This window comes from Brevundimonas sp. CEF1, assembly GCF_051353055.1.
In the GTDB taxonomy this organism is placed as follows: Bacteria; Pseudomonadota; Alphaproteobacteria; order Caulobacterales; family Caulobacteraceae; genus Brevundimonas.
On the sequence record NZ_CP195593.1, the window covers coordinates 3,461,020 to 3,483,965 of the forward strand.

The 22,946-nt window shown below is 69.2% G+C and carries 23 protein-coding genes; 14 read left to right on the forward strand and 9 right to left on the reverse strand.

What is annotated here, in order from left to right; genetic code table 11:
• Positions 1-133 precede the first annotated feature (133 nt).
• The gene (locus tag ACR9FL_RS17330) at positions 134-736 is read left to right on the forward strand and encodes a DUF4168 domain-containing protein (RefSeq protein WP_436356531.1); all 603 of its coding nucleotides are present in this window, start codon (positions 134-136) and stop codon (positions 734-736) included.
• Between the two features lie 65 nt (positions 737-801).
• Positions 802-1,026 carry an alkylphosphonate utilization protein gene (locus tag ACR9FL_RS17335; RefSeq protein WP_207824154.1) on the forward strand — a complete coding sequence of 75 codons (225 nt, stop codon included), beginning with the start codon at positions 802-804 and terminating at the stop codon, positions 1,024-1,026.
• 155 nt (positions 1,027-1,181) lie between these two features.
• On the opposite strand, the gene ACR9FL_RS17340 is transcribed toward ACR9FL_RS17335, so the two are convergent.
• The 3 genes from ACR9FL_RS17340 to ACR9FL_RS17350 all read right to left on the reverse strand — a co-directional run bounded on the left by ACR9FL_RS17340 (position 1,182) and on the right by ACR9FL_RS17350 (position 3,771).
• Positions 1,182-2,078 carry an alpha/beta fold hydrolase gene (locus ACR9FL_RS17340; protein WP_436356532.1) on the reverse strand — a complete coding sequence of 299 codons (897 nt, stop codon included), beginning with the start codon at positions 2,076-2,078 and terminating at the stop codon, positions 1,182-1,184.
• Positions 2,079-2,146: 68 nt separating this feature from the next.
• Complete coding sequence (locus ACR9FL_RS17345; protein ID WP_436356533.1) at positions 2,147-2,668, reverse strand: D-glycero-alpha-D-manno-heptose-1,7-bisphosphate 7-phosphatase; 522 nt, start codon at positions 2,666-2,668, stop codon at positions 2,147-2,149.
• Positions 2,665-3,771 (reverse strand): AGE family epimerase/isomerase, encoded by a 1,107-nt coding sequence (locus ACR9FL_RS17350; RefSeq protein ID WP_436356534.1) that lies wholly within the window; start codon positions 3,769-3,771, stop codon positions 2,665-2,667. Before ACR9FL_RS17350 ends, ACR9FL_RS17345 begins: the two co-directional genes overlap by 4 nt.
• A gap of 182 nt (positions 3,772-3,953) precedes the next feature.
• Between ACR9FL_RS17350 and ACR9FL_RS17355 the strand changes: the two genes are divergently transcribed.
• A complete protein-coding gene (locus ACR9FL_RS17355) occupies positions 3,954-5,114 on the forward strand; it encodes a DegT/DnrJ/EryC1/StrS family aminotransferase (protein ID WP_436356535.1) in 1,161 nt (386 codons plus the stop codon).
• 119 nt (positions 5,115-5,233) lie between these two features.
• A complete protein-coding gene (locus ACR9FL_RS17360) occupies positions 5,234-6,166 on the forward strand; it encodes a Gfo/Idh/MocA family oxidoreductase (protein ID WP_436356536.1) in 933 nt (310 codons plus the stop codon).
• Here the strand turns inward: ACR9FL_RS17360 and ACR9FL_RS17365 are convergent.
• The 3 genes from ACR9FL_RS17365 to ACR9FL_RS17375 form a co-directional block, all read right to left on the reverse strand.
• Positions 6,163-7,851 carry an MHYT domain-containing protein gene (locus ACR9FL_RS17365; RefSeq protein ID WP_436356537.1) on the reverse strand — a complete coding sequence of 563 codons (1,689 nt, stop codon included), beginning with the start codon at positions 7,849-7,851 and terminating at the stop codon, positions 6,163-6,165. The genes ACR9FL_RS17360 and ACR9FL_RS17365 overlap by 4 nt on opposite strands.
• 93 nt (positions 7,852-7,944) lie before the next feature.
• On the reverse strand, positions 7,945-8,412 hold the full coding sequence (locus ACR9FL_RS17370) for a MaoC family dehydratase (RefSeq protein ID WP_436356538.1): 468 nt from the start codon (positions 8,410-8,412) through the stop codon (positions 7,945-7,947).
• A gap of 168 nt (positions 8,413-8,580) precedes the next feature.
• On the reverse strand, positions 8,581-9,558 hold the full coding sequence (locus tag ACR9FL_RS17375) for a threonine ammonia-lyase (RefSeq protein WP_436356539.1): 978 nt from the start codon (positions 9,556-9,558) through the stop codon (positions 8,581-8,583).
• Positions 9,559-9,615: 57 nt separating this feature from the next.
• On the opposite strand from ACR9FL_RS17375, the gene glpK reads away from it, so the two are divergent.
• From glpK to ACR9FL_RS17395, 4 genes are all read left to right on the forward strand, one after another.
• Positions 9,616-11,172 (forward strand): glycerol kinase GlpK, encoded by a 1,557-nt coding sequence (gene glpK, locus ACR9FL_RS17380; protein WP_436356540.1) that lies wholly within the window; start codon positions 9,616-9,618, stop codon positions 11,170-11,172.
• Positions 11,169-12,242 carry a phosphotransferase gene (locus ACR9FL_RS17385; protein ID WP_436356541.1) on the forward strand — a complete coding sequence of 358 codons (1,074 nt, stop codon included), beginning with the start codon at positions 11,169-11,171 and terminating at the stop codon, positions 12,240-12,242. Before glpK ends, ACR9FL_RS17385 begins: the two co-directional genes overlap by 4 nt.
• Before the next feature lie 91 nt (positions 12,243-12,333).
• The gene (locus tag ACR9FL_RS17390) at positions 12,334-12,804 is read left to right on the forward strand and encodes an Rrf2 family transcriptional regulator (protein WP_436356542.1); all 471 of its coding nucleotides are present in this window, start codon (positions 12,334-12,336) and stop codon (positions 12,802-12,804) included.
• Between the two features lie 10 nt (positions 12,805-12,814).
• Positions 12,815-13,615, forward strand: coding sequence for an SDR family NAD(P)-dependent oxidoreductase (locus ACR9FL_RS17395; protein ID WP_436356543.1), 801 nt, complete (start codon positions 12,815-12,817; stop codon positions 13,613-13,615).
• A 122-nt stretch (positions 13,616-13,737) separates the two neighbouring features.
• On the opposite strand, the gene ACR9FL_RS17400 is transcribed toward ACR9FL_RS17395, so the two are convergent.
• Positions 13,738-14,436: a MarC family protein gene (locus ACR9FL_RS17400; RefSeq protein WP_296175348.1), complete on the reverse strand. Its 699-nt coding sequence runs from the start codon at positions 14,434-14,436 to the stop codon at positions 13,738-13,740.
• Positions 14,437-14,535: 99 nt separating this feature from the next.
• Here ACR9FL_RS17400 and pyrF point away from each other — a divergent pair, with 99 nt between their 5' ends.
• Entirely contained in the window at positions 14,536-15,258 is a 723-nt protein-coding gene (pyrF, locus tag ACR9FL_RS17405) for an orotidine-5'-phosphate decarboxylase (protein WP_296175350.1), read from the forward strand.
• 70 nt (positions 15,259-15,328) lie between these two features.
• Here the strand turns inward: pyrF and ACR9FL_RS17410 are convergent, their stop codons facing one another.
• Together ACR9FL_RS17410 and ACR9FL_RS17415 are read right to left on the reverse strand one after the other, a co-directional pair.
• The gene (locus ACR9FL_RS17410) at positions 15,329-16,204 is read right to left on the reverse strand and encodes a hypothetical protein (RefSeq protein WP_436356544.1); all 876 of its coding nucleotides are present in this window, start codon (positions 16,202-16,204) and stop codon (positions 15,329-15,331) included.
• Between the two features lie 93 nt (positions 16,205-16,297).
• Positions 16,298-16,546 carry a DUF1674 domain-containing protein gene (locus ACR9FL_RS17415; protein ID WP_296175354.1) on the reverse strand — a complete coding sequence of 83 codons (249 nt, stop codon included), beginning with the start codon at positions 16,544-16,546 and terminating at the stop codon, positions 16,298-16,300.
• Between the two features lie 85 nt (positions 16,547-16,631).
• Between ACR9FL_RS17415 and htpX the strand changes: the two genes are divergently transcribed.
• The 5 genes from htpX (at position 16,632) to nusA (ending at position 22,931) form a co-directional block, all read left to right on the forward strand.
• Positions 16,632-17,594, forward strand: coding sequence for a zinc metalloprotease HtpX (gene htpX / locus ACR9FL_RS17420; protein WP_296175355.1), 963 nt, complete (start codon positions 16,632-16,634; stop codon positions 17,592-17,594).
• A gap of 53 nt (positions 17,595-17,647) precedes the next feature.
• Entirely contained in the window at positions 17,648-18,409 is a 762-nt protein-coding gene (gene trmB, locus ACR9FL_RS17425; RefSeq protein WP_436356545.1) for a tRNA (guanosine(46)-N7)-methyltransferase TrmB, read from the forward strand.
• 137 nt (positions 18,410-18,546) lie between these two features.
• A complete protein-coding gene (locus ACR9FL_RS17430) occupies positions 18,547-20,469 on the forward strand; it encodes a methyl-accepting chemotaxis protein (RefSeq protein WP_436356546.1) in 1,923 nt (640 codons plus the stop codon).
• Positions 20,470-20,607: 138 nt separating this feature from the next.
• Positions 20,608-21,207 (forward strand): ribosome maturation factor RimP, encoded by a 600-nt coding sequence (gene rimP, locus ACR9FL_RS17435; RefSeq protein ID WP_296175362.1) that lies wholly within the window; start codon positions 20,608-20,610, stop codon positions 21,205-21,207.
• Positions 21,207-22,931 (forward strand): transcription termination factor NusA, encoded by a 1,725-nt coding sequence (nusA, locus tag ACR9FL_RS17440; protein ID WP_297933238.1) that lies wholly within the window; start codon positions 21,207-21,209, stop codon positions 22,929-22,931. Before rimP ends, nusA begins: the two co-directional genes overlap by 1 nt.
• Positions 22,932-22,946 lie beyond the last annotated feature (15 nt).

Below are 22,946 nucleotides of genomic sequence, written 5' to 3' on the forward strand. Positions count from 1 at the left end.
ATCGGCCTGGCGCGGGTTAGCGTTTGGGCCTCCCCGCCCTCTGTGAGCCTGACACAACCCGGTCGTGCGGGAGAGCCCGGACCTGTCCGGGTCAGCCTTGGGCTGAGCGTTCGGGACTGCAGAAGGATAAGCCATGCGTTTTGCAACGGCCGCCGCCCCGACCGCCATTCTGGCCCTGTTCATGACCGCTGCGCCCGCCCTGGCGCAGGACGCCGCCACCCCGCCTCCGGCCGCCGCGCCGGCCCCGGCGGGCGATCCCACCGATGCCGAACTGACCCAGTTCGCCGCCGCCATGAAGACGGTGCAGAGCGTGGCCGCCGCCGTCCAGAACGGCGCCCCGACCGAGGCGCAGCAGGCCGAAATGGCCGCCGCCGTGCAGAACTCGGGCTTGGCCGTCGAACGCTTCAACGCCATCTCGACCGCTGTTTCGGGCGACTCCGTGCTTCAGGCCCGCGTCGCCGTGGCGGGAACCGCGCCGTCGGCGCCGGGTTCGATCGGCGCTGGCGTCACTGACGCCGAAGCCGGTCAGTTCGCCGCCGCCATGGGCGAGATTTCCGGCATCGCCCGCGCCTTGAACGGGGCTCAGCCGAGCGCCGAGCAGCAGGCCCAGATGGCCGCCGCCATCCAGGGTTCGGGCCTCGACATCGAGCGCTTCAACGCCATTTCCGCCGCCACGGGTCAGGATGCGCATCTTCAGGCGCGCATCGCCCTTGCCCAGGCGCGTCTGGCCGAATAGGCCCGGACAAGCGGGGCTGTCGCGGATGCGGCGGCCCCCTTTCTCTATCTCAGGCAGGATCGACCATGACCGACGACGTGACCAAGGACTCCAACGGCAACATCCTGGCCGACGGCGACAGCGTGACCCTGATCAAGGACCTGAAGGTCAAGGGCTCGGGCGGGGTGACCCTGAAGCGCGGGACCATGGTCAAGAACATCCGCCTGACCGGCGACCCCGACGAGATCGAGGCCAATGTCGAGAAGGTGCGCGGCCTGGTGCTGCGGACCGAGTTTGTGAAGAAGGCCTAGCGCCTTCCTGCAACCGTCATCCTCGGGCTTGACCCGAGGATCGGACGATCCACCTGCGCGACGAGTGATCTGTGGAGCGCACCGCTACCCTCGATCCTCGGGTCAAGCCCGAGGATGACGGCGGGGGTGGAGCGAGCCTTCCGTGTCCTGACGGCTCAGCCGACCCCCGCCAGGAAGGTCAGGATGCCCGCGCGGGCTTCGGGCTCGTCCAGCATGGGGGCGTGGCCGACGCCGGGAACCTCGACATAGGCCATGCCGGGCGCCGCTTCGCGCATCCGTCCGGCGATCTCGGCGCTGAGCAGGTCCGAGGCGCCGCCGCGCACCAGCAGGCTGGGCCGTTCGGTGGTCAGGGCCTTGAAGGCCGGCCACAGGTCGGGGACCAGGGCCGCTGCCCCCGCCGCCTTGATCGGGACGGAGATGTCGGGATCATAGTTCAGCACCGGCCGGCCGTCGGCGTCTTCGCGGAAGATGCGACGGGCGAAGGCGCCCCAGTCGGCGTCGTCGTAATGAGGGAAGGCGACGGCGTTGATGTCGCGGGCGTAGGCGGCCGCGTCGGCCCAGGTCGTGATCTCGACCGTCTTGCCGGTATAGGCCGCGATACGGGCCAGGCCCTCGGGCGCCACCTCGGGCCCCACGTCGTTGATGACGGCGGCGGCGATGGCCTGGGGCTGGATCGCGGCCAGGGCCATGGTGATCAGCCCGCCCATGGAGGTGCCGAGGAAGACGGCCTTGGCGATCCCCGTCTGCTCCATCAGGGCGATCATGTCGTGCGCATAGACGTCGGGTCGGTAGGTCATGGGATCGGCCGCGCGATCGGACAGGCCGCGTCCGCGCACGTCGACCGCCAGGACGCGACGGCCGCTCTGGGCCATCAACCCGGCGATGACGCCGAAGTCGGCGCTGTTGCGAGTCAGGCCGTGGATGGCGATGACCGGCAGACCCGCCGCGCCCGCCGCCGGGGCGTAGTCGCGCGCATAGAGGCTGAGCCCGTCCGGCGAAGTCCAGCGGCGCTCGACATAGCGTTCAGCAAAGGGCGAGGTCTGGGCGGGCATGCGTGTCTTCTCCGGCGGTTTCTTATGACCTTGGCTGTGAGATTAATTCACCAGATGAAGAATTGCGATCAGCCGATCAGCACGCCCGCGACAAAGTGATCAAGGTCGCCGCCCTCGGGGAAGCGATGGCCGGCCACCCCCGCGCGTCGCGCCGCCTCCAGGTCCGAGGGCTGATCGCCGATCATCAGCGAGCGGGCCGGGTCCAGATCATGCTCGGCGATGGCCTTCAACAGCATGCCGGGGTTGGGCTTGCGGTCGGGATGGTCGGGATGGCGATAGCGTTCGTCCACTGCCTCGGCGTGATGCGGGGCGGCGTAGACGGCGTCGATGCGAGCCCCGGCCTCGGCCAGGCGCGCGACCAGCAGGGCGTTGAAGCCGTGCATGGTCTCTTCGCTGAACAGGCCGCGCGCCACGCCTGACTGGTTGGTGACGATGACGACGACATAGCCGGCGTCATTCAGCCGCTTCACCGCCTCGGCGGCGCCGGGGATGAGGACCAGTTGGTCGGGGCGGTGCGGATAGCCGCAATCGACGATCAGGACGCCGTCGCGGTCGAGAAAAGCGCCTGGTCGCTTCATGGGGCGGCTCATGCGGGCTCCGTCAGCAGGGCCGAGAAGGCGGTCATCAGGTGGTAGAGGGTCGAGGCGGGCGTCGAGGCGTCCTGCGGGCGACCCTGGGCGTCATAGCTGTCGATCCACAGACCGGGCGTCTCGGTCGCCAGATGGGTGGCGAAGACGGTGTCGGTCAGGGTGAGGGCCTGGTCGGTCCGACCGCGCAGCAGCAGGGTGCGGAGGGCCTCGGTCTGGCCCCACAGGCGAGCGCCGCCGTCGCGCACCACGCCGATGCGGTCGATCTCGCGGACCATCAGCCCTTGTGGGTTGACGCCGTTGGTCAGGGCCGAGGCGAAGAGGGCCTGGGCCGGTCGCTCATGGCCGTCGAAGCCCAGGCGGCGGGCCTGATCCAGCAGCCAGATCCATTCCATGTGATGGCCGGGCTCGATCACCTGTCCCGCGCCGCCGGGCGCGATGGACCAGTCGGCGGTGAAAAACTCGCCCAGCATCAGGTGTTCGCGGTCGAAGAAGCGGGTGGCGAACAGGTCCAGCACGCGCCGCGCCGCCGCCTCGAAGGCCGGGTCGGGGGCGACCGCCTGCCAGGCCAGAAGGGCCTCCAGCATGTGCATGTGCGGGTTCTGGCGGCGCGGCAGGACCGGCGGCAGGGCCTCCTGCCAGCCGCCGTGAACGGGGTCGGCCATCTGGGTTTCGATGGCGGCGAGGGTGGACAGCGCCAGGGGCAGGGCGCGCTCGTCGTGCAGCACGCGATGAGCGGCGGCCAGGGCGAACAGGACGAAGGCCAGGTCGTAGAGGTCGGGCGCGGCGTCGATGACGGCGCCCGCGTCGTCCATGGCGCGGACCCACAGGCCGTCGTCACGGCGGTAGTCGCGGATCAGGGCGTCCAACCCGCGCTGAGCGACGGCGGCGCCTTCTGGCCAGCCCAGGGCGGCGGCTTCGGCGAAGACATAGACCTGACGCGCCTGGACCCGCGTGCGGCGCGGCGCCCCGACCATCGGGCGGCCGTCGAAGTCGAGCTTCTCGAAGAAGCGGCCCTCGGCGTCGATCCCGACCTGGGCCCACAGCGGCAGGGCCTGGCCGAACAGCCAGTCGCGAACCCGATTCTGCGTCGTCGAAAGCGTCATGATCCCTTGGGCTTAGGCAGGCTTGCGGGCTTTGCCAAGCATGGCTTTCGTTGCAACCGGCAACGCGAAGTGACCCTGACGAGTTTGGTGCTGGGCGGCGGCTTTGATAGGAGGCCGCAACGACATAACCTCCTCCTTAGTCCACGCGCCCGGTCGCGCAGGGCGTCACCGAGAGAGCCTTCATGACCATTCCCTTCATCGACCTTCAGGCCCAGCGCCTTCGCCTCGGCGGCAAGATCGAGGCCGCCGTCGCCGACGCCGTCGTCGGCGGCGCCTGGGTCATGGGCCCGCAGGTGCGCCAGTTCGAGGCCGACCTGGCCGCCTTCGGCGCCGCCAAGCACGCCCTGGGCTGCGCCAACGGCACCGACGCCCTGGCCCTGCCGCTGATGGCCTGGGGCGTGGGCCGCGGCGACGCGGTCTTCGTGCCCAGCTTTACGTTTGCCGCCACCGCCGAGGTGGTGCCGTGGTTCGACGCCGAGCCGGTCTTCATCGACGTGGACGCGACGACCTACAACATGAGCCCGGCCCATCTGGAGGCGGCCATCGAGGTGACGCTGAAGGAAGGCCGCCTGACGCCGCGCGTGGTCATCGCCGTCGACCTGTTCGGCCAGCCCGCCGACTATCCGGCCATCAAGGCGATCTGCGACAAGCACGGCCTGAAGCTGATCTCGGACTCGGCCCAGGGCTTCGGCTGCACGATCAATGGCGAACACCCGCTGAAGTGGGCCGACATCACCACCACCAGCTTCTTCCCGGCCAAGCCGCTGGGCTGCTACGGCGACGGCGGGGCGGTGCTGACCAATGACGACGACCTGGCCCAGCTGATCGATTCCATTCGCGTGCACGGCAAGGCGGTGGCGGTCGACCTGAAGGACAAGACCTTCGACCACGACCCCAAATATCTGAACATGCGCATCGGTCTGAACAGCCGTCTGGACACTATCCAGGCCGCCGTCCTGATCGAGAAGCTGAAGGTCTTCGGCCAGGAGATCGAGTGGCGCAACCGCATCGCCGCCCGCTACAACGAAGCCTTACGTCCCCACGTCGCCGCCGTGCCGGACGTGCCGGCGGGCAATGTCTCGAACTGGGCGCAGTACACCATTGAGCACGAGGATCGCGACGGTCTGGCCGCGCATCTGAAGGAACAGGGCGTGCCGACGGCGGTCTATTATCCGATCCCGCTGCACCTGCAGCCCGCCTACGCCCACTATCCGCGCGGGCCGCAGGGCCTGCCTGTCACCGAGCGCCTGATGGAGCGGGTCATCAGCCTGCCGATGCACTCGGATCTGGACGAAGCGACCCAGGACCGCATCATCGCCGCCGTCGCCAGCTTCAAGGCTTAAGCATTTCCGTCATCCCGGCCGAAGCGTCAGCTTAGAGCCGGGACCGCAACAGACGCCGGCGCTTCCGGCGGTCCCGGATAGCCCTGCGGGCTTCCGGGATGACGAAAGAAAGAGATCGCATGACCCAGCAGACCCCCCTCAAGATCGGCGTCGCCGGCGCCGGCGTCATGGGCCGCAACCACGCCCGCGTCCTGTCCGAACTGCGCGACGTCGAGCTGACGACCGTGTTCGATCCCGACGCCGTGACGGCCGAGGGCGTGGCCGCCGCCTATGGCGCGAACGCCGTGACCACGGCGCAGGCCTTTGTCGCCGCGGGCCTGGACGCCGCCGTCATCGCCACGCCGAACCGTTTCCACGCCGAGCTGGGCGTGGCCCTGCTGAACGCGGGCGTCCATGTCTTGGTCGAAAAACCGATCGCGGCGACGGTCGCCGACGCCCAGGCCATGATCGACGCGGCCAAGGCCAACAACCGCGTCCTGATGGTCGGCCACGTCGAGCGCTTCAACCCGGCGGTGGACACGGTCAAGCGCGCCATCGACGGCGACGAGATCATCTCCATCCAGATCACCCGCGTCGGCCCCTTCCCGCCGCGCATGGGCGAGGTGGGGGTGGTCATCGACCTGGCGGTGCACGACATCGACATCATCCGTCACCTGACGGGCTCGGAAGTGGTCGAGGTCCAGTCCTTGCTGGGCCACACCCATGCCTCGCGCGAGGATTCGGCCCTGCTGCAGTTCCGTATGGCCAATGACGTGATCGCCCACATCACCACCAACTGGGTCACCCCCTACAAGACCCGCACCCTGCAGGTCGCCACCAAGAACCGCTTCATCGTCGCTGACCTGATCACCCGCCAGGTGACCGAGTATTTTGGCCAGCAGCCGGACGGCTCCTATTCGACGCGGATGCTCAACTCCTGGCCGGCCGAGCCGCTCAAGAAGGAGCACGAGGCCTTCGTCCACGCCATCCGCACCGGCGAGACGGCGGCGGTCTCGGGCGAGGACGGCCTGCGCAATCTGGAAGTGGCGCTGCGCTGCCTGGGCGAGCCCTAGACTTTGGGCTCGCCGCCCGGTCGGAAGACCAGGCGGCAATGCAGGCGGCCGTCAGCGTAGTCCATGGTCGCCGACCCGGCCAGGGTGGTGCGGATGCTGACGTCGATCAGGCGCGAGCCGAAGCCTGACCGCGTCGGCGGGGCCACGACCGGGCCGCCATGTTCGACCCAGTCCAGGGTGATGCGGCCGTCCGCATCGACCGCGCTCCAGCGAACGTCCACCCATCCTGCCGCTTCGCTGGGGCATTTCAACGGGCCGTATTTGGCGGCGTTGGTGACCAGTTCGTGCAGGATGAGGCCCATGGACAGGGACTGCTCGGCGCCCAGTGTCACCTCAGGCCCCTCCATCCGCAGACGATCCTCGGCATAGGGGCGGAACTCCTGGATCAGGAGGTCGCGCAGCCCCGCTTTCTCCCAGCCGTTGGCGGTCAGCAGGTTATGGGTGTCCGACAGGGCGATCAGCCGCGCCTCGAACAGCCGCATGAATTCCTCGACGCTGGATGAGCGGCGGGCCGTCAGGGCGGCGATCGATTGGATGGTGGCCAGGGTGTTCTTGACCCGGTGGTTCAGCTCATTGATCAGCAGGCGCTGGCGATGCTCGCTGGTGGCCAGGGCGGCGAAGGCCTGGCGCCGGTCGGTGACGTCGGTGATGACCCCGGCCAGCTTGATCGGCCGCCCCGAACGCGAGCGGATCAGCCGACCGCGCAGCAGCAGCCATCGCCCGCTGTCCCGCATCTGATACTCGGCGTTGTATTCGCCGTCGCCGTTGAGGGCGCGGGCCAGGGTGGCGGCGCGCCGGGGCAGGTCTTCGGGCTTCAGCTTGCGCACGAAGTCGCGGGCGCCGAAGGCTTCGCCGTGGGCCAGGTCCAGATATTTGCGCGCGCGCCCGGACAGCCAGAGGGTCTGGCCCGGAAGGCTGAGCTCCCAATAGCCGACCCCGCCCGCGTCGATGATCGAGATCAGCTTGTCGCGCTGGCCGATCATGGAGGCCGCCAGGGCCAGAAACAGGATGACGACGGTGACGGCGGCGACGCCGACGGCCAGCATCAGCGGCGGCGCGCCCGGCGGGTCGAGGCTTGCGGCGGACTGGAGCGGCGAGAGCGTGAGCGCCGACATGGCGACATGGTGCATGCCCACGACCGCCAGGCCCAGGACGACCGCCGCGCCCAGCCGCCACAGGGGCGAGCGCGCCCGCTCGGCGGCGAACAGGGCGGCGATGGAGGCGGACAGGGCGATGGAGGCGGACAGGGCGATGGCGGCGGACAGGGCGACCGGGGCGGGAGCATAGGTCAGGACGGTCGTCGTTCGCAGCGCCGCCATGCCGAGGTAGTGCATGGCGCAGATGCTGGCGCCCATGACGAACCCGGCGATGACGACGCGACCGGCGCCGCCCCGCGAGGCGATCAGGAAGGCGAGGCTTGAGCCGGCGACGGCCAGAAGAAAGGAGGCGGCGGTCAGTCCCGGGTCGTAGTGGACGGGGGCGGCGGGATTGAACCCCAGCATGGCGATGAAATGCATCGACCAGACGCCCCCGCCCATGGCCGCCGCCGCCGTGGCCAGCCAGGCCAGGCGTCCGGCCCCCTGATGCGCCCGCGCCTGCTGGAACAGGTCCAGCGCCGTCCAGGCGGCGAAGACGGCCACCAGAAAGGACAGACCGTCGAAGACGGACAGTGGGTGTAGGTGCACGGTCCAGCCTCCTCGATCTGAAAATGCGCCGAATTTCAGGGTTACTGCAGCGCCGTTCTTCCGGTCTTGTCCAGCGCCCGAAACGGGTGAGGCCTAGCCCCTGGCCATCTGCATGCTCAGCCATTCGGCGATCAGGGCCGGCTTGTCGGCGCCCTCGATCTCGACAGTCAGTTCGTGCTTCAGCAGCCAGCGGGTCACGCCGTCCTGGGCGCCCTTGTCCTCGGCGGACAGCAGCTTGAAGCGGCCGCGCACCTTGGAACCGGCCGGGACCGGGGCGAGGAAGCGCAGTTTGTCGAAGCCGTAGTTGACCCCCATGACCATGCCGTCCAGCGGGGCGACGGCGTCATAGCTCATGGCTGAGGCCAGGCTGAGGGTCAGGAAGCCATGGGCGATGGTTCCCCCGAAGGGAGTGGCGGCGGCCCGCTTGGGATCGACGTGGATGAACTGTTCGTCCTCGGTGATGCGGGCGAAGGCGTCGATGCGAGCCTGATCGACCGTGATCCAGCGACTGAGGCCGACCTCCTGGCCGACCAAGGATGGCAGATCGCTGGCTTTCGTCATCGGGCCCCTCCGTTTGACGCAGCCTTGACTGCGTCGCGGGCGAGCGCAAGGGGGCCTCCCGCGCCGTCATCCCGGACATCGCGCCAGCGATGAGCCGGGACCGCCGGAAGCCCTGACGACGGTGTTCTGGGCGGTCCCGGCTCGCCCAGCGGGCGTCCGGGATGACGGTCAGGCGGCGCTGAACCGCCCCTCGATGATCTCGGCGAACAGGCCCGGATCGACATTGCCGCCCGACAGGACGATCCCGGTGGTCAGGCCCTCGGCCGCGACCTTGCCGGACAGCAGCGCCGCCAGGGAGACGGCGCCGCCCGGCTCGATCACCAGCTTCAGCCAGCGGAAGGCGAAGCGCATGGCCTCGGCCACCTCGGCGTCGGTGACGGTCGCGGCGCCCGCCAGGCGCCGATTGATCGGCCAGGTGATCTCGCCCGGCATGGGGGCCATCAGGGCGTCGCAGATGGAGGGCGCGCCCTGCGGGTGGGCGACGCGTTCACCGGCCGCCAGCGAGCGGCGGGTGTCGTCGAAGGCTTCGGGCTCGACGACGATGACGCGGGTGTCGGGGCTCTGTTCGGCCATGACCAGATTGAGCCCGGCGATCAGGCCGCCGCCCGAGGCGCCGCACAGCAACTGGTCCATCGGGATGCCGGCCTGTTCGAGCATCTCCAGGCCCACCGTGCCCTGACCCTCGATGATGAAGGGGTCGTCGAAAGGCGGGACGAGGATGGAGCCGCGCTCGGCCGCGATCTCTGCGCCGATGGCCTCGCGGCTCTCGCTCCAGCGGTCGTAGAAGCGCACCTCGCCGCCGAAGGCCCGCACGCCCTCGACCTTCACCTTAGGACTGTCCGCAGGCATGACGATCAGGGCGCGGGTTCCCACGGCCTGCGCCGCCGCCGCCACGCCCTGGGCGTGATTGCCCGAGGAATAGGCGACCACGCCGCGCGTCTTCTCCTCATCCGTCAGGCGGCTGATGCGGTTGTAGGCCCCGCGAAACTTGAAGGCGCCGGCGACCTGCAGCGTCTCGGCCTTCATCAGGACGCGACCGCCGACGGCCGCGTTCAGGGCCGGATGCTCGATCAGCGGCGTGCGGACGGCGGCGGGAGCGATCTGGCGGGCGGCGTCGAGGACGCCGGAGAAGGAGGGGGTGTGCATAGGTTCCCTCTTACGCTCAGCCTTCGCCTCTGCATAACTCACATCATGCAAGCGAACATGATCCTCGCCATCGACCAGGGCACCACCTCGACGCGGGCCATCGCATTCGAGGTGTCGCAGCCTCAAGCAGATGCGCCTCAAGCAGGGCGAAGCCCGATAGGCCAAAAGAATGGAGGCGCGTTCAGCGCCGTCGCCGTCAGTCAGATTGAGTTGGCGCAGCATTTCCCGCAGTCGGGCTGGGTCGAGCATGACGCGGCCGAGATCTGGCGCGCGACCCTGCAGACCTGTCGTGAGGTGGTGAGGAAGGCGGGCGGCGTCGGCCGCTTCGCCGCCGTCGGCATCACCAACCAGCGCGAGACCGCGGTGCTGTGGGACGCGGCGACCGGCGAGCCCTTGCACCGGGCGATTGTCTGGCAGGACCGGCGCACTTCGGACGTGACCACGCGGCTGGCGGCGGACGGGCATGAGGCGTCGGTTCAGGCCGCGACCGGCCTGATCCTCGACCCCTATTTCTCGGCCTCGAAATACGCCTGGCTGCTGGACGCCGTGCCGGGGGCGCGCGAGCGGGCGGCCAGGGGCGAGGTCAAGCTGGGCACCATCGACGCCTGGCTGATCTGGAAGCTGACCGGCGGACAGAGCCATGTCACCGACGCGACCAACGCCAGCCGCACCAGTCTGATGGACTTGCGGACGCTGACGTGGCGCAATGATCTTTGCGACCTGTTCGATGTGCCGATGAAGGCCCTGCCCGAAATCCGAGGCTGCGCCGATCATCTGGGCGACTGTGACGCCAGCCTGTTCGGGCGGGCGCTGCCCATTCATGGATCGGCGGGGGACCAGCAAGCGGCTTTGGTCGGCCATGGGGCGCTGCAGGCCGGGGACGCCAAGATCACCTATGGCACCGGGGCCTTTCTGGTCGCCAATGTCGGGGACCGGCCGGTGGCCTCGACCTCGCGGCTGCTGGGGACGTTGGGATACGCGGCTGACGGCCAGGTCGCCTATGCCTTGGAAGGCTCCATCTTCTCGGCGGGGTCGGCGATCCAGTGGCTGCGCGACGGGTTGAAGGTGATCTCGGACTCGCGTCAGTCCGAGGCCATGGCCCAGACGCTGAAGGACAATGGCGGGGTCTATCTGGTGCCGGGCTTCACTGGTCTGGGCGCGCCCTGGTGGAAGCCAGAGGCGCGCGGCACGGTCATCGGTCTGACCCGCGACAGCGGCCCGGCCCACTTCGTCCGCGCGGCGCTGGAAAGCCTGGCCTATCAGACGCGCGACCTGCTCGATGCTCTGAAGAAGGACGGGGCGCCGCCTTTGACGCGGTTGAAGGTGGACGGCGGGGTCACCGCCAACGCCTTCGCCATGCAGTTCGTCGCCGACATCTGCGAGGTCGAGGTCGAGCGCCCGGCCTTCCAGGAGATGACGGCCATGGGGGCGGCCAGGCTGGCGGCCTTCGGCGTCGGCCTGACGGGCGAGCTGTGGACCGCGCCCGCCGAGGCCCCGGCTGTCTGGCGCCCGCGCATGGGCGAGGAGGAACGGGCGCGTCTGCTCAAGGGCTGGCGCGGGGCGGTGAGGGCGGCCATCATCGCCGCGACGCCCGACGCGGGAGAGAGCGAATGACTGAAACTCTGGACGCTCAGGCGGCCTTTTCCGGCACGCGCGAGGTGGACGAACGCTATCGCCTGGACGAGGCGGCGCTGGATCGGTGGTTGAGCGCGAACCTCGAGGGCTACGCCGGACCGCTGACGATCCGTCAGTTCAAGGGCGGCCAGTCCAACCCGACCTATGAGCTGACCACGCCGGGGCGGACCTATGTGTTGCGCAGGAAGCCGCCGGGCGCCCTGCTGGCCAGCGCCCACGCCGTGGACCGCGAGTTCACCGTCATCTCGGCCCTGCACGCGCAGGGGTTTCCGGTAGCGCGGCCCTATGCTCTGTGTACGGATGAAGCCGTCATCGGCTCGATCTTCTATGTCATGGACAAGGTCGAGGGGCGGGTCTTCTGGGACCTGAAGCTGCCGGGTCTGGCCCCGATGGAACGCCGCGCCGTCTATGAGGCCCAGACGGATGCGCTGGCGGCCCTGCACGCCTTTGATCCCTCCGCCATCGGCCTGGGCGACTACGGCAAGCCGGGCAATTATTTCGCCCGTCAGGTCGGGCGCTGGACCAAGCAGTATCGGGCCTCGGAGATCGAGCCGATCGCGGCCATGGACCAGCTGATCGCCTTCCTGCCCGACAGCCTGCCGCCGGAAGGGCCGACGCGGATCGTCCACGGCGACTTCCGCCTCGACAATCTCATCCTTGATCCCAGCGAGGCCAGGGTGAGGGCGGTGCTGGACTGGGAGCTGTCGACCCTGGGCGATCCCATGGCCGACTTCTCCTATCTGCTGATCGCCTGGGTCATTCCGGCGTCCTTGCGCAATGGTCTGGCGGGGGCGGATCTTGCGGCCCTGGGCATTCCCTCGGTCGAGGAGACGGTCGAGCGCTACGCTGAAAAGACGGGGACGGCGGCGCCGCAGAACCTCGACTGGCTGTTCGCCTACAACCTGTTCCGGCTGGCCGCCATCTGTCAGGGCATAGCCGGGCGGGTGCGCGACGGCACCGCCGCCAGCGCCCACGCCAGGACCATGGCGGCCCAGGTCGGGCCCCTGTCGGACGCGGCCTGGGGCTTCGCCCGAAAGGCCGGGGCGTGAAGCTTTACGATAATTAAAACAGTTTTTGTTGCGGTTGGATTTGTGAAACGGCGCCGGAAGCCCTACCTTCCGGTCTGGAGCATTGATCAAGATGTCTGACAGCCAAAGATTCCCCGTCGCCGCCCACGCCCTGGCCTATCTGGCCCACAAGGGCGCCTATTCGGCCGCCGACGCCGCGCCCAGCGCCGTTCTGGCCGCCTCGGTGCCGACCAATCCGGTGGTCATCCGCCGGGTGACGGCCCTGCTGGCCAAGGCGGGACTGATCGCCACGCGCCCCGGCGCCTCGGGCGGGTCCTGGCTGCTGCGTCAGCCCGAGACCATCCGTCTGGACGAGGTGCTGAAGGCGGTGAACGGCTGCGCCCATCTGGGTTCGACCCCGGCCGGGGCCAAGGGCTGCCCGGTGGGCGAGCATATCCCCCGTCAGGTGGCCAAGGCCCTGACCGCCGCCGATCGGGCCGCGGGCGCGGCCCTGGCCAAGATCACCATCGCCGACCTGCTGGAGGCGGACCCTGCCTCGCTGCGCGCCTTCGCGCCGCACGGCTCCTGTCCCGTCGCCGCCTGACGCGCGTCGCTTGGGGGAGCGCACCATCCTGATCACGGGGGCCAGCGCCGGCATCGGCGCGGCCCTGGCGCGCGAGTGCGCCGCGCGGGGTCATGACCTGATCCTGACCGCCAGGCGCGAAGGCCCCTTGCAGGCCCTGGCCGAGGACCTGACGGCGCGGCACGGCGTGACCGCCAGCGTCGTGGTCGCTGATCTGGCCGAGCCCGCCGCGCCCGTCGCTCTGGTCGAGGCGATCAAGGCGCGCGGCCTGAGCGTCGACGGCCTGATCAACAACGCCGGCTTCAGCCGGACCACGGGCTTTCTGGCGACCGAACCGGCCGACCACGCCGCCATGATCCGCGTCATGCTGACGGCGCCGGTCGAGCTGTCGCGCCTGCTGCTGCCCGGCATGGTCGAACGCAACTGGGGCCGGGTGCTGAACGTGGCCTCCCTGGCGGGCCAGATGCCGGCGACGGGCGGCGACACCCTGTATGGGCCGATCAAGAGCTTCCTGATCAAGGCCTCGCAGGGCCTGTGGCTGGAGACGCGAGGGACGGGCGTCCACGTCACGGCGCTCTGTCCCGGCTACACCTATACCGAGTTCCACGACGTCAACGGCTCGCGCGAGCAGGTGTCGAGCGCCTATCCGGCCTGGATGTGGATGGAGGCCGAGCGCGTGGCCCGCATCGGCTGGGATGCGGTCGAGGCCAACCGGCCGCGCGTCACGCCGGGGCTCGCCAACAATGTGCTGGCGGCGCTCGGCGGGCTGCTGCCCGACGCCCTGGCGCTGAAAATGGTCGGCGGCCACGCCAAACGTCTGGATAGGCTTTAGCCGGAACGCGCCGTCATCCCGGAAAGCGCGCAGCGCTTATCCGGGACCGCAACAGACGCTGACCGTTGAGTCTTGGGCGCTCCCGGCTCTTCGCTTCGCTGCGGCCGGGATGACGGCTGAGGTCAGTGACCGCCGGCGGGGTAGGGGGCGGTGACGCCGATGCTGAACATGCCGGGGATGGCCTCGCCCAGGCCGGCGATGATGAACTGGATGGCCAGGGCGCACAGGATCAGGCCCAGGACGCGGACCACGATGGCCATGCCGACGTCGCCAAGGATGCGGCTGATCGGGCCGGTGGCGGCGAAGCAGAGGAAGGTGACGACGCAGGCGGCGACCATGGCGGACAGGGAGGCGACCGTGCCCGCCGCGCCCAGCTTCTGGGCCTCGCCGGCGTTGATGATGATGGCCGAGATGGCGCCGGGGCCGATCATCAGCGGGATGGCGAAGGGCACGATCAGGCGCTTGAAGCGGCGCTTGGCGTAGCCGCGCACGTCCTTGGCGTCGGTCACGGCGTCCGCGTCGGCGAAGATCTTGAGGAAGTCCTCGCGCGCCATGTCGAGACCGAGCAGCAGCAAGAGGATGCCGCCGGCGATGCGGAAGGCGGCCAGGGAGATGCCGAAGAACTGCAGCAGGCCCAGGCCGGTGAAGAAGAAGAAGGCCAGGAAGGCGACCGCGAAGGCGCAGATCATGGCCGAGACGCTGATGCGCTGACGCAGCGAGGCCCCGGCGGTGGCGGCGGCGAAGATCGGCACATTGCCGATAGGATCGAGAAGCGCGAACAGCGCCACGAACAGGTTGACCCCCAGATCGACCGCGTTCATTGCTTGCCCCCGCCCTTAAATCCCGCCGCGCGACCCCGCGACCCTTGGTCTCACCTATCGGGGCATCCGCGCGCGCCTGCAACCCGCCGAGAGCCGGAAATGTCGCCAGATCGTCCCAATCGCCCGTTTGATCCCCGCGTCATCTGCGCCCTGGACGTGCCGACGACCGACGAGGCGCGGGCCCTGGTCGAGCGCATCGGCGACGCGGTCGGCTTCTACAAGGTGGGACTGCAGCTGTTCGCCTCGGACGGCATGGGCCTGGCGCGCGAACTGAAGGCGGCGGGGGCTCAGGTCTTCCTCGACTGGAAGCTGCACGACATCGGCGCGACGGTGGAGAAGGCGACGGCGGTGCTGGCCCATGCGGGCTGCGACCTGCTGACGGTCCACGCCCGGCCTCAGGTCATGGCGGCGGCGGCGCGTGGCGCGGCGGGGTCGGATCTGAAAATCCTGGGCGTCACCGTCCTGACCAGCCTGACCGAAGACGACCTGAAGGCGGACGACCACAGCCTGTCGGCCGCCGATCTGGTCGAACTGCGGGTGCGTCAGGCGCTGGAGGCGGGCGTTCACGGCGTGGTCTCCAGCCCGCATGAGGCGGCGCGGGTGCGCGAGATCGCCTTGGCGGCGGGGCGCGACGACTTCCTGATCGTGACGCCGGGCGTGCGGCCGACCGGCGCGGCCTTGGACGATCAGGCGCGGGCGGCGACCCCGGCCAGCGCCCTGGAGGCCGGCGCGACCCATCTGGTGGTCGGACGCCCGATCACCGCCGGGACCGATCCGCGCGCGGCGGCGCAAGCCATAACCGCGGAGATCGCGTTGATCTGAGCGCCCGCAACCCCTTGATCCACGTGAAACAAAAAGGGCGGCCTCCCTGCGGGGGCCGCCCTTTGTCGTATCAGCCGCGCTCGCCGGGCTCCTGCATATAGGGCCGCTCGGTCGGCGAGCGGTGATGCGGCGGAGGCGGGGGAGGGGGCGGCGCGTCGGGCACGGCGTAGTAGCCCTGCTCGAAGTTGACGACGGGAGGCGCGGTCTCGACACGCGGCGGGGCCACGTGGACCTGGGGCTGGGCGACCTCGACCTGGGCCGGGGCGACGCGGACGTCGGCGGGGGCCACATAGACGGGCGGCGGGGCGACGTGGACGCGGGCCGGTTCGACATAGACCGGGGCCGGCTGCACATAGACCGGCGGGGATTCCACATAGACCGGCGGCTGCGAGACATAGACCGGAGGCTGGCTCACATAGACCGGTTCGGGCCGGTAGTGGACCGGTTGCGGCGGCGGGCCGCAGCGGCAGTCCGAGGCGTAGCCGCCCTGTTGGTAATAGCCCTGCTGATATTGGCCCTGCGCGTATTGGGTCTGCTGATAGCCGCCGCCGCGCGACCAAGGATAGCGACCATAGCCGTCGACGACGTAGCCATAGGGCATGGAACGGGTCACGCCGCTGTAGCCATAGCCGCCGTGACGGATCGGCTGCTGCGCCGGAGCGACCACGACGGGCGGGCGATAGCCGGCGCCGCCGTAACCATAGCCGTAGCCATAGGCCTCGACCGGGCCGTAGCCGCCCTGCCAGCCCGTGTCGCTGTAATAGGTCTGGACGCGGCTCTCGACGATCGGGCCGCGCTGGGCCCCATACTGGGCATAGCCCTGCTGGGCATAGCCCTGCTGGGCGTAGCCGGAGGCGGCGTTGTGGCGGACATGGCGCGTCTGCGCCTCGGCGGTTCCGGCGACGAGCAGGGCCGCGCCGACAGCGATATACAGAACAGCCTTCATGGCCACGCTCCTTGTTTCAGCCGCAAAGGTTAACGCGGTTTCCGTCAGAGCGTTCAATATTCTCCCGATACGCGAGCGACGCGGCCTTCCGGCTCAGAAATCGACGGCCAGACCCTTCTTCTCCCAGTCGCCGTAGCGGGTCGGTTCGGGACCGCGCGGACCGCCGTGCTCGTCCGCCAGAACCACTTCTTCGCTCGCCTTGCGACGTTCGGCCGCTTCCAGCAGGGCGCGACGCGCCACCGCGCTCAAGGGGCGCTCTGGGGTCGCGTGGGGCACGTCGGCGTTGAAGGCGGGCGCCGTTTCAACATCGTCAGCGGCGGGCGGGGTGGGCTGTTCGGTCACAGGGGGTCTGCCTTGAGGGCGGGGAAACAGGGCCTCACATAGACGTTCAGGACTTCTTCGCCACCCCCGACGCCGCCTGGACCGCATGAACCATCTCAAGACCTTCGCCCTGCTCGCCGTGATGACCGCCCTGTTCATGGGGCTGGGCTATCTGATCGGCGGCGCGACCGGCATGGGCCTGGCCCTGGTCGTGGCGGCGGGGATGAACCTGTTCAGCTACTGGAACGCCGACAAGATCGTGCTGAAGATGTATCGGGCCCAGGTGGTGGACGAGAGCCATCCCAACGCCGTGGTCCGCGCCTATGTCGCCGACGTCAAGCAGATGGCGACGGATGCGGGCCTGCCCCTGCCGACCATCACCATCATCCCCAACGATCAGCCCAACGCCTTCGCCACCGGCCGCAATCCGCAGAACGCGGCCGTGGCCGCCACCAGCGGCCTGCTGGACATGCTGACGCGCGAAGAGGTGCGCGGGGTGATGGCGCACGAACTGGCCCATGTGAAGAACCGCGACACCCTGACCATGACGGTGACGGCCACGGTGGCGGGGGCCATCGCCATGCTGGCCAACTTCGCCCTCTTCTTTGGCGGCGGCGACGACCGTGAGCGTCCTGGCGGCCTGATCGGGACCATCGCCCTGATGATCCTGGCGCCCATGGCGGCGGGTCTGGTGCAGATGGCCATCAGCCGCGCCCGCGAATACGAGGCCGACCGCGTCGGCGCCGAGATCGCCAAGGACCCCCACGCCCTGGCCTCGGCCCTGCAGAAGATCGAGGCCTATGCGCGCGGCGCGGTCAACGTGCCGGCCGAGCGCAATCCGGCCACGGCCCATATGTTCATCATCAACCCGTTGAACGGAAAGGGCGCCGACAGCCTGTTCTCGACCCATCCGGCCACCGGCAATCGCGTCCGCGCCCTGATGGAGTTGGGGACAAAGATGGGCATGGGGCGACGTCCGACGACGGCGCCTGTGGCTGCGGCCCGGCCTTCGACCAGCGTGCCGACCACGCCCTCGACGCCGACGGCCCCGCGCGGTCCCTGGGGCTAGAACCGGGCTGATCGCCTTTGCGTGCGCGGCCTTAAGGGGTTAGAGCGCGCGCCATGACCGACAAGTCCGCTCCTCCCGCCGATCAGCCCGCCTTTGACCAAGACCGTCCCGAGTGGGCCCAGGCCCACGGCCCGCTGCGCTCGTTCGGGCGCATCAAGTCGCGGCCGATCAAGGCGCGTCAGGCGGCCCTGTTCGACACCCTGATGCCGCAGATCGCCGTGCCGGACCCGGCCAAGGGGCCGATCGATCCATTGGCCCTGATGCCCGAGGCCAAGGAAGCCTGGCTGGAAATCGGTTTCGGCGGCGGCGAGCATCTGGCCGAACAGGCGACGCGCCACCCGGACGCCCTGATGATCGGCTGCGAGCCCTTCCTCAACGGCGTGGCCTCGGCTCTGCGCCATGTGGAGGAGGGCGGTCTGAAGAATGTGCGCCTGCACGCCGACGACGCCCGCGCGGTGATGACGGCCCTGCCGGACGCCTCGCTGGACCGGGTGATGATCCTCTTCCCTGACCCCTGGCACAAGGCGCGTCACAACAAGCGCCGCTTCCTGCAGGACGAGACGGCGGTCGAGATCGCCCGCCTGCTGAAGCCCGGCGGCCGGGCGCGCTTCGTCACCGACTGGCTGGACTACGCCGAGTGGGCGCTTGAGCGGCTGGCGCGCACGCCGGGCCTGACGCGGATCGTGGCGAGCGACATCCAAGAGGGGGGCGCCGACTGGTTCGCCGTCCCCGCCGACCACGTCGTCACCCGCTATGAGGAAAAGAAGCTGGGCGACACCACGCCGATCTTCCTGGAATTCCAGCGCCAGGCCTAAGGCGGAGCGTCGTTTCGGCGGCGATCCGCGACCTTGGTCGTAAGGGCGACTACGCAGGGAGTTCTACGCAAGCGGAGTTTTCCGCTGCGTTTACCGGCGTTCTTCATCCTGACCCTGACAGTCAGGGGATATGACGAATGCGTAGTTTGACGATCGGCGGCAGGGTGAACCTGCTGTCGGTGCTGGCGGTGGCCGGCCTGCTCTTGGTGACGGGCCTCTCGCTCATGAAGCTGGACGGCGTGATGCGCGCCGAGATCGCCGACCGGACCAAGAAGACGGTCGAGGTCGCCCACAGCGTGGTCTCCCACTATCAGGCCCAGGAACAGCTGGGCGTGATGACGCGACCCCAGGCCCAGGCCGCGGCCCTGTCGACCCTGCGCGCCCTGCGCTACGGCCAGGACGACTATTTCTGGGTCAACGACATGCAGCCGCGCATGGTCATGCACCCCTTCAGTCCGCAACTGGAGGGTCAGGACCTGAGCACCAAGACCGACGCCGACGGCGTCTTCATGTTCCGTGAAATGACCGAGATCGCCCGTCGCGACGGGGCCGGCTTCCTCAACTACAACTGGGCCAAGCCGGGTCAGGAAGAACCGGCGTCCAAGGTCTCCTACGTCAAGGCTTTCGCGCCCTGGGGCTGGGTGGTCGGCTCGGGCGTCTATACGGATCAGATCGTCGCCGCCGTGGGCCGCGCGGCCCTGACCCTGGGCGGCATGGCCCTGCTGGTGGCCCTGGCCATGGGCGTGGCCGGCTGGAGGCTGGGCCGTTCGGTCGCCGGGCCGGTCGTGGCTCTGGCCGACCGCATGAAGCGGCTGGCCGACGGCGACAAGACCGCCCCCATTCCCGGCCTGGCCCGTCACGACGAGATCGGCCGCATGGCCGGGGCGCTGGAAGTGTTCCGCGACGCCGCCATCGCCAATGAGCGTCTGGAGGTCGAAGCCGCCGTGGCCCGCCAGGCCGCCGAGGAAGAGCGCGCCCGCGTCGAGGCCGAGAAGGCCCGCACCGCCGAGGAGGACCGCATCGCCGTCGTCGCCCTGGGGCAGGGCCTGCAGGCCATGGCCAGCGGCGACCTGACCCACCGCATGACCGCCCAGGTGGCGGCGCGTTCGGAACAGCTGAAGACCGACTTCAACACCGCCATCGCTCAACTGGAGCAGGCCGTGGCCGTGGTGGTGGACAACGTCGCCGCCATCCGCTCCGGCTCCAGCGAGATCAGCCAGGCCTCGGACGACCTGTCGCGCCGCACCGAGCAGCAGGCCGCCAGCCTGGAAGAGACCGCCGCCGCCCTGGATCAGATCACCGCCACGGTGAACCGCACCGCCGACGGCGCGCGGCAAGCCTCCAGCGTGGTCCAGTCGGCGCGCGGCGACGCCGAGAAGAGCGGCGTCATCGTTCGCGACGCGGTCGAGGCCATGACGGCCATCGAGCAGTCCTCGGCCCAGATCGGCAACATCATCGGCGTGATCGACGAGATCGCCTTCCAGACCAACCTCCTGGCCCTGAACGCCGGGGTCGAGGCGGCGCGGGCGGGCGACGCCGGTCGCGGCTTCGCCGTGGTCGCGTCCGAAGTTCGGGCCCTGGCCCAGCGCTCGGCCGAGGCGGCGAAAGAGATCAAGACCCTGATTTCAGCCTCGGGCCATCAGGTCGGCGCGGGTGTGGCCCTGGTCGGCCAGACCGGCGAGGCCCTGCAGCGCATCGTCGGACGCGTGGCCGAAATCGACGGCCTGGTTTCGGAAATCTCGGCCTCGGCCCAGGAGCAGGCCACGGGCCTGCAACAGGTCAACACCGCCGTGAACCAGATGGATCAGGTGACCCAGCAGAACGCTGCGATGGTCGAGCAGTCGACCGCCGCCAGCCACTCGCTGTCGCAGGAGGCCGACGTCCTGGCCGCCTCGGTGTCGCGCTTCCGCACCGGCCATGCGGCTGCGCCCAGGCTCGCCGCCGCGCCGGTTCGCACGCCGCAGCCGGTGGCCCAGACGGTGGCGGCCCTTCGCAAGGCGGGCGGCGCCGTCCGCAAACCGGCCCTGGCGGTGGTCACGGACGGCTGGGAGGAGTTCTGATCGGCATGACGACGGCGGGGGCTGACACGGCCCCCGCTTTCGCCTATATGACCGCTCACATCGTTAGACCGGCGTCCAACGGCGTCGTTTCAAGCGGCGGCCCGGACGGACCGCCGCTTTTGTATTTGGACCTGACCCTTGCGCGCCAAGACCGCTGAAGACCGCGCCCTGCTGGAGATGATCGACCCCGTGGCCGAGAGCCTGGGGCTGGCCGTCGTGCGCGTGCGCCTGATGGGCGGCACCCTGCGCCGTCGCCTGCAGATCATGGCCGAGCGCGTCGTCGACAACGACATCTCGGTCGAGGAATGCGCCCGCCTGTCGCGCGCCGTGTCGGAAGTCTTCGACGCCGCCGACCCGATCAGCGGCGAATATCTGCTGGAAGTGTCGTCGCCCGGCATCGACCGGCCTCTGACCCGCCTGCTGGACTTCCAACTGTTCGAAGGCTTCGAGGCCCGCCTGGAAACCGACCGCATGGTCGAGGGGCGCAAGCGTTTCAAGGGCGTGCTGGCCGGCGTCGAGGGCGACAATGTCGCCATTGATCTGGACGGCGAAGACGATACGGCCCTGATCCCGTTTGAATGGGTCGCGGACGCCAAGCTGGTGCTGACCGACGAGCTGCTGAAGCGGGGCGCGGCCCTGCGCGCGGCGCGCGGCGAACCCGAAGACGACGGCCTGCCGGAAGGCGCGGCTGAAGAAGACGAACAAACCACCCCGACCTCGACCAAGGACAAAGCCTGATGGCCGTCACCGGTATTTCCGCCAACCGTCTCGAACTGCTCTCGATCGCCGACGCTGTCGCGCGTGAGAAGAACATCGACAAGGAAATCGTCATCGAGGCGATCGAGGAGGCGATCCAGAAGGGCGCCAAGTCGCGTTACGGCGCTCATCACGACATCCGCGCCAAGATCGACCACAAGACCGGCGAACTGTCGCTGACCCGCCACGTCACCATCGTGCCGGACGACTGGCAGCCGGAAGACGAGCTGGAAGAGTTCAACGACAGCGCCATGGTGCGCCTGAACGACGCCTCCAAGCGCGACCCGGAAGCCGAGGTCGGCAAGGAATACGTCGAGGTCCTGCCGCCGTTCGAGTTCGGCCGCGTCCAGACCCAGATGGCCCGCCAGGTCGTGACCGGAAAGGTCCGCGAGGCCGAGCGCGCCAACCAGTACGAAGAGTTCAAGGATCGCGTCGGCGAGATCGTCAACGGCACGGTCAAGCGCGTCGAATACGGCAACACCATCGTCGACCTGGGCCGTGGCGAAGGCATCATGCGCCGCGATCAGTCGATCCCGCGCGAAGTGTTCAACGTCGGCGACCGCGTCCGCACCTACATCTACGACGTGCGCCCGGAGGCCAAGGGCCCGCAGGTCATGTTGTCGCGCGCCCACCCGGGCTTTATGGCCAAGCTGTTCGCCCAGGAAGTGCCGGAAGTCTACGACGGCGTGATCGAGATCCGCGCCGCCGCCCGCGACGCCGGTTCGCGCGCCAAGATGGCCGTCCTGTCGAACGACAGCTCGATCGACCCCGTCGGCGCCTGCGTCGGCATGCGCGGCTCGCGCGTTCAGGCGGTCGTCGCCGAACTGCAGGGCGAGAAGATCGACATCATCCAGTGGAACGACGACGAGCCCACCTTCATCGTCAACGCCCTGGCCCCGGCCGAAGTGGCCAAGGTGGTCATGGACGAAGAGGCCGACCGCGTCGAAGTCGTGGTGCCGGACGAGCAGCTGTCGCTGGCCATCGGCCGTCGCGGCCAGAATGTGCGCCTGGCCTCGCAGCTGACCGGCTGGCAGATCGACATCATCACCGAGTCGCAGGATTCGGAGCGTCGTCAGAAGGAGTTCGCCGAGCGGACCGCCCTGTTCCAGGAAGCCCTGGACGTCGACGAGACCATCGCCCAGCTGCTGGTCACCGAAGGCTTCGCCACCATCGAAGACCTGGCCTTCGTGGAATCCTATGAAGTCGCCGAGATCGAGGGCTTCGACGAGGACACCGCCGAGGAACTGCAGACCCGCGCCCGCGAATACCTGGACCGCAAGGCCGCCGAGCTGGACGCCAAACGCGTCGCCCTGGGCGTCGAGGATGCGGTGCTGGACGTGCCGGGCGTCTCCGGCGCCATCGCCGTCGCCCTGGGCGAAGGCGGCGTGAAGACGGTCGAGGACCTGGCGGACCTGGCCACCGACGAAATCCGCGGCGGCTACGAAGTCCGCAACGGCGAGCGCGTGAAGGTTCCGGGCGTTCTGGAAAGCTTCAACCTGTCGCAGCAGGACGCCGAGCTGCTGATCCTGCAGGCCCGCGTGGCCGCCGGCTGGATCGACGCCTCGGAACTGCCGCAGGTCGAAGAGCCCGAGTATGAGGAAGAAATCTTCGCCGAAGCCGGTGAAGAGGGCGCCGAATACGAGGCGCAAGCCGTTGATGTCGATGCGGAGGTCTTCGCCGAAGACCTCGAGCCGTCGCAAGACTGATGGGAGCCGCAGCCG